Consider the following 4,999-nt stretch of genomic DNA (forward strand, 5'->3'; position numbering starts at 1 on the left):
GCCCGGCCTCACCCCACCTTCTCGATCACGGCCCGGCGGATCAGGAACTTGCCGGGCTCGCGGACCTGTTCGAAGGCCGCGTTGTTGAGCAGCACACAGCTGCCGGAGACCGAAGTGACCTCCACCGTCGTGGACTTGTTGTTGTCCAGGTTGGTGACCTTCAGTTTCGTGCCGGCCGGGAACTGGTTGCTGGACGCGGCGGGCGCACCGCCCTCGCCGGAGAGCGTGACCGTGGAGCCGTTGCACACCTGCTGCCCGGCGGCCGCGCCACCGCCACCGGCGTTCCCCGCCGGCGCGGACGCGGCGGGCGGGGCGGCCGGGGCCGACGCCGCGGGGGCCGACGGCTGGGCGGGCTGCGCGGGCTGCGTGGCCTGGGAGTCCTGAGCCGACTCCCCCACCACGCAGCCCGACGCCTCCTGCTTGCGCTTGATCTCCGCGACGACCGCCTCGCGGTTGGCGATCCGTGCCTCGGACTGGGCGTCGGGCTTGGCCCGCTGGTCCGCGATGAACTTCTGGTTGTTGCCGAGGGCGGTGGCGAGGCCCAGGCAGACCGTCGACTCCGACGCCGACTTGGGGGTGGGCGCGGCGTTCGACGTGCTCGCCATGACGAAGGCCCCGCCTCCCGCCACCGTCGCCGCGCTCACGAGCAGCGCGATCTTCTTCTTCGTGCCGAGAGTTCTCCTGCGCGACATGCGCGCCTCCTGAAGCGGTAGGGGAGCGTACGCCGCTATGTACGAGATACCGAACGGGGTTGCTCAGCAGCCGCGGGAGACGCTGGAGTGACCTGCGCCACAAGGCTGTTGACCGGCGTCAACGCCCCAGCGCGTCGCGTACGGCCTCGTCGGTGCGGGCCACCACCGCCGTGCCGTCGTCCGCGGTGATGATCGGGCGCTGGATCAGCTTCGGGTGCTCGGCCAGCGCCTTGATCCACCGGTCGCGCGCTCCGGCGTCCCGCGGCCACTCCTTCAGCCCGAGGTCCTTGGCGGCCGCCTCCTGCGTCCGGGTGATGTCCCAGGGTTCGAGGCCGAGGCGCGTGAGCACGCCGCGGATCTCCTCCTCGCTCGGCACGTCCTCCAGGTAACGGCGCACGGTGTAGTCGGCGCCCTCGGCGTCGAGCAGCTGTACGGCGCTGCGGCACTTCGAGCAGGCCGGATTGATCCAGATCTCCATGCCGGCCACGGTACGCGCTCCCGGCTCTGTTCGATTTTCTGCCGACTCACCCGCCCCTTCCGCAGCTGCCGTGACGAGGTGTCAATTTCCGTATCCACCTGGGCTTTTGTGACTGGTTGCGGACTGCCCGTTGTCAGTGCCCGGCGGTAAACTGGAAGCAGTGTTCGAGGGTGACGCCGATGACGCCGACGTCTTCGGCGGACCGCCCGACCGCGACAGGAGGATGCCTGTGCCCGCTGCCGCTCTGAAGCCGAAGCCGTTGCCCACCCAGTCCACCGCGAAGCGTCCCGTCCTGCTCGACCTGCCGTACGCGCCCGTGGAGAAGCGACCGCTGCCGCCGGGCCGGCCCCGCGAGTGGTACGTGACGCACAACCGCCGCCTCAAGGCGATGCGGCTGGCCATCGCCCTGCTCGACTCCGGCGTCTACCTGCCGAACCAGGCCCGCAACGAGACCATCCGCGACACGGCGGAGCTGATCGGCGTCCACCCGCCGTCGGACACGACGTGCCACATGGTGCGGGCGTTCATGCGCTACGCACGCTGATGGGACCGTTCGCGCGCCGGGCGCCCAGCCGTGCGGGCGCCCGGCGCGCGGTGCGCCTTCTCACGCCGCCCGCTCCGGTGCCGCGAACACCGGCGGGTTCAGCCGGGCGAAGCCCTCCTGCCGCTCGTAGGGGAAGTACGGGTACGGCGCCGGGCGGTGGCTCGCCGCGTCCAGTCGCGCCACCTGCTCGGGGGTGAGGCTCCAGCCGACGGCGCCGAGGTTCTGGCGCAGCTGCCGCTCGTCGCGGGCGCCGATGATGACGGAGGAGACGGTCGGGCGGCGCAGCAGCCAGTTGAGTGCGATCTGCGGGACGGCCCGGCCCGTCTCCCGCGCGATCTCGTCCAGCACGTCGACCACGCGGTACAGGTGGTCGTCGTCGACCGGCGGACCGTAGTCGGCGGTGCTGTGCAGCCGGCTGCCGGGCGGGAGCGGGGTGCCGCGGCGGACACGGCCGGTGAGGCGGCCCCAGCCGAGCGGGCTCCACACCAGCGCGCCGAGGCCCTGGTCCCGGGCGAGCGGCAGCAGCTCCCACTCGTAGTCGCGGCCGACGAGGGAGTAGTAGACCTGGTGGGCCACGTGGCGGGGGCGGCCGAGCCGGTCCGCCGCCGCGAGGGACTTCATCAGCTGCCAGCCGGAGAAGTTGGAGACGCCGGTGTAGCGCACCTTGCCCGCCCGGACCAGGCTGTCGAGGGCGTCCAGCACCTCTTCGACCGGTGTGCCGGCGTCGAAGGCGTGGAGCTGGAACAGGTCGATGTGGTCGGTGCCCAGCCGGCGCAGGGCGTCCTCGCAGGCGGTGATCAGCCGGGAGCGCGAGGTGCCCGCGTCGCCCGGGCCGTCGCCCAGGGGCAGGCCCGTCTTCGTGGAGAGGAGCACCTGGTCGCGGCGGCCCTTGATCGCCTGGCCGAGCACCTCCTCGGACGCGCCGGCGGAGTAGACGTCGGCGGTGTCGAACAGCGTGATGCCGGCGTCCAGGCAGATGTCCACCAGGCGGCGGGCCTCCCGTGCGTCGGTCGCGCCCCACGCCCCGAACAGCGGGCCCCGGCCGCCGAAGGTGCCGGCGCCGAAGCTCAGCGCGGGGACCATCAGCCCGGACGCACCCAATCGCCTGTATTCCATCGCGGACCCTCCTTGGTCACAACTAACGGGTCTGGGGTTCCGTTAGCGGTCATTAGGCTAGCAGGGCGAGGCGCTTAATGGAACAGGAGTACCGTTATGGCTGACGGAGGCGAGCCGGGGACGCTGCGGCCCGGCGGGCGTACGGCGCGGGTGCGGGAGGCCGTGCTGCGGGCGGCCGAGGACGCCCTGACCGAGCAGGGCTTCACCGGCCTGGACCTGGCCGACATCGCCCGCCGCGCCGGGGTGGGCAAGACGACCGTCTACCGCCGCTGGGGGACGGTGACCGGACTGGTGGCCGACCTCCTGGTGGACATGGCCGAGCAGTCCGCGCCGCGCACCGAGACCGGTTCCCTGCTCGGCGACCTGACGGCCAACGCCCGTCTCGTGCACCGGACCCTGACGGACCCTCGGCAGGGGGCGCTGTTCAAGGCGCTGATCGCCGCCGCGACGGGGGACGCGAAGACGGCCGCGGCCCTGCACCGCTTCTACGACATCCGCGTCCGGGAGTGGGCCCCCTGCGTCCGGCAGGCCGTCGACCGGGGCGAGGCGCCCGAGGGCACCGACGCGCACGAGGTGATCCGCGCCGTTTCCGCTCCGCTCTACTACCACCTGCTCATCAGCGGCGGCCGACTCGACGAGACCCTGGCCGACCGCGCGGCGAAGGCCGCGGCGATCGCGGCGCGGGCGGGGGCGTACGTGCGGGGGCCTGCCGGGGGGTGACGGGGGTGACGGGGTGTGTGTCCGCGGGCCACTCTCTCCGGCCGCCGCTCGGGCACGCCAGTCGGTTACCGCGTCCGTCACCCCGGGGGGACATGCACCGGTCACCCGCCCCGGGCAATGCGCCAGCCACCAGTCCCGGCTACCGGGTCGGCCCACCCCCGTCGCTGCTCAGCGCGCTGCCAGTTCCTTCTCCAGCGGTGTGCGGAAGCGGGGCGTGATTCTCGTCGTCCCCAGCCAGCCGGTGAGCCGTTGTGCCGCCGCCTCGATCGCCGCGTGGGTCTCCCGGCCGACGCCCTCCCCGTCGAGGATCCGCCAGACGATCTCCCCGTCGGCCCGCTGCGCCCAGCCGCCGATCACCCGCCCGTTCCACCACACCGTCGGCCCGACGTTGCCGCTGCGGTCGAACAGGGCGGGCCGCAGCTCCGGTGCGAGAAAGAAGTCGCGCTGCTGCCAGCCCATGGCCGTGGGATCGAGCCCGGGCAGGAGTGCGGCCCAGGGCTCGTCCGGTTCGGGCGCCGGGCCCGTGTCGTCCTCCGTGACATAGCCCGTGCCCTCGTCCAGGGACACCGGCCGCGCCCCGATCGCGGCCAGCGCCGCGCGGACCTGCGTCACCCGCCACCCCGTCCACCACTTCAGGTCGGCCTCGGTCGCCGGGCCGCACGCGGCGAGCCACCGCCCCAGCAACTGCGCCCGGGCCCGGGCCTCGTCCAGCTCGGGGTGCTCGGGCGCGAGGGCCCAGCGGAACTGACCGGACGTCCAGGAGCCGAGCGGCCGGCCGCGGACGACCTTCCCCTCCGCGCCGAGCACCTTCAGCAGGCGGGTCGAGACCGTGTGCACCCCCTCGTAACTCCTGCCGGCCGCGTACACGAACTGCTCCTTCAGACGCGGCTCCTCGCGGGCGAGCTCGGCGGCCGTGGCCTGTCCGCGCCGGGCGAGGACGGCCAGCGTCGACTCCTCGACCTCCTTCAGCCAGGCCGCGTCCGGCGCCCCCGCCGCCGCCATGTGCGAGAGCAGCGCGGCCCGCTCCCGGGCGGCCACCGCCAGGCCCGTCGAGGCGTGCACGACGGCGGTCAAAGCCGTGGGGAACACGAACACCGTGTGCCGCATGCCGTGCATCCGCACCAGGGAACGGTCCTCGTACAGCGCCCGCCCGGTCTCCTCCACCGTCCTCGCCGGGTCCGCGAGCCGCGCGCCCACCGCCAGGTACACCGTCGCCGGGTCCGTGCCGTGCAGCGCGACGAGCGCGTCGGCGACCGCCTCGGGCGTGGCCGCCTTGGCCTGCCCGGCCAGCCGGTGGCGCAGCGCGAGCCGCGCCCGCCGCTCCGCCACACCGATGTACCGCTCCGCCGCCATCCCGGCCTCCCTCCTCGCCTCTGCCTACGGGACAGCATCATCGCGGTCACCACTGACATCGCACCGCGACCTGCCGCGCGACAGCGGCCGGCCCGC

6 protein-coding genes are annotated in these 4,999 nt (G+C 73.6%); 2 read left to right on the plus strand and 4 right to left on the minus strand.

Translation table 11 applies throughout. The features are described 5' to 3' along the window. Positions 1-8: 8 nt before the first annotated feature. Both RIN80_RS26240 and RIN80_RS26245 read right to left on the minus strand, forming a co-directional pair. Positions 9-692, minus strand: coding sequence for a hypothetical protein (locus tag RIN80_RS26240; protein ID WP_309098127.1), 684 nt, complete (start codon positions 690-692; stop codon positions 9-11). Positions 693-810: 118 nt separating this feature from the next. Further along, complete coding sequence (locus tag RIN80_RS26245; protein ID WP_309098128.1) at positions 811-1,170, minus strand: arsenate reductase family protein; 360 nt, start codon at positions 1,168-1,170, stop codon at positions 811-813. Positions 1,171-1,399: 229 nt separating this feature from the next. Here RIN80_RS26245 and RIN80_RS26250 point away from each other — a divergent pair, with 229 nt between their 5' ends. After that, on the plus strand, positions 1,400-1,714 hold the full coding sequence (locus RIN80_RS26250; protein ID WP_309098129.1) for a hypothetical protein: 315 nt from the start codon (positions 1,400-1,402) through the stop codon (positions 1,712-1,714). A gap of 60 nt (positions 1,715-1,774) precedes the next feature. Here the strand turns inward: RIN80_RS26250 and RIN80_RS26255 are convergent, their stop codons facing one another. Next, on the minus strand, positions 1,775-2,830 hold the full coding sequence (locus RIN80_RS26255; RefSeq protein ID WP_309098130.1) for an aldo/keto reductase: 1,056 nt from the start codon (positions 2,828-2,830) through the stop codon (positions 1,775-1,777). A gap of 96 nt (positions 2,831-2,926) precedes the next feature. On the opposite strand from RIN80_RS26255, the gene RIN80_RS26260 reads away from it, so the two are divergent. Continuing rightward, entirely contained in the window at positions 2,927-3,550 is a 624-nt protein-coding gene (locus RIN80_RS26260; RefSeq protein ID WP_309098131.1) for a TetR/AcrR family transcriptional regulator, read from the plus strand. Between the two features lie 168 nt (positions 3,551-3,718). Here RIN80_RS26260 and RIN80_RS26265 read toward each other — a convergent pair whose 3' ends face one another. Next, positions 3,719-4,903 (minus strand): winged helix DNA-binding domain-containing protein, encoded by a 1,185-nt coding sequence (locus RIN80_RS26265; RefSeq protein WP_309098132.1) that lies wholly within the window; start codon positions 4,901-4,903, stop codon positions 3,719-3,721. Positions 4,904-4,999 lie beyond the last annotated feature (96 nt).

The sequence above is a fragment of the Streptomyces sp. genome, from assembly GCF_031181705.1.
Taxonomy (GTDB): Bacteria; Actinomycetota; Actinomycetes; order Streptomycetales; family Streptomycetaceae; genus Streptomyces.

Coding starts and splice junctions, on each gene's coding strand:
- RIN80_RS26260 (WP_309098131.1), top strand. CDS start 2,927: ATGGCTGACGGAGGCGAGCCGGGGACGCTGCGGCCCGGCGGGCGTACG.
- RIN80_RS26265 (WP_309098132.1), bottom strand. CDS start 4,903: ATGGCGGCGGAGCGGTACATCGGTGTGGCGGAGCGGCGGGCGCGGCTC.
- RIN80_RS26245 (WP_309098128.1), bottom strand. CDS start 1,170: ATGGAGATCTGGATCAATCCGGCCTGCTCGAAGTGCCGCAGCGCCGTA.
- RIN80_RS26255 (WP_309098130.1), bottom strand. CDS start 2,830: ATGGAATACAGGCGATTGGGTGCGTCCGGGCTGATGGTCCCCGCGCTG.
- RIN80_RS26240 (WP_309098127.1), bottom strand. CDS start 692: ATGTCGCGCAGGAGAACTCTCGGCACGAAGAAGAAGATCGCGCTGCTC.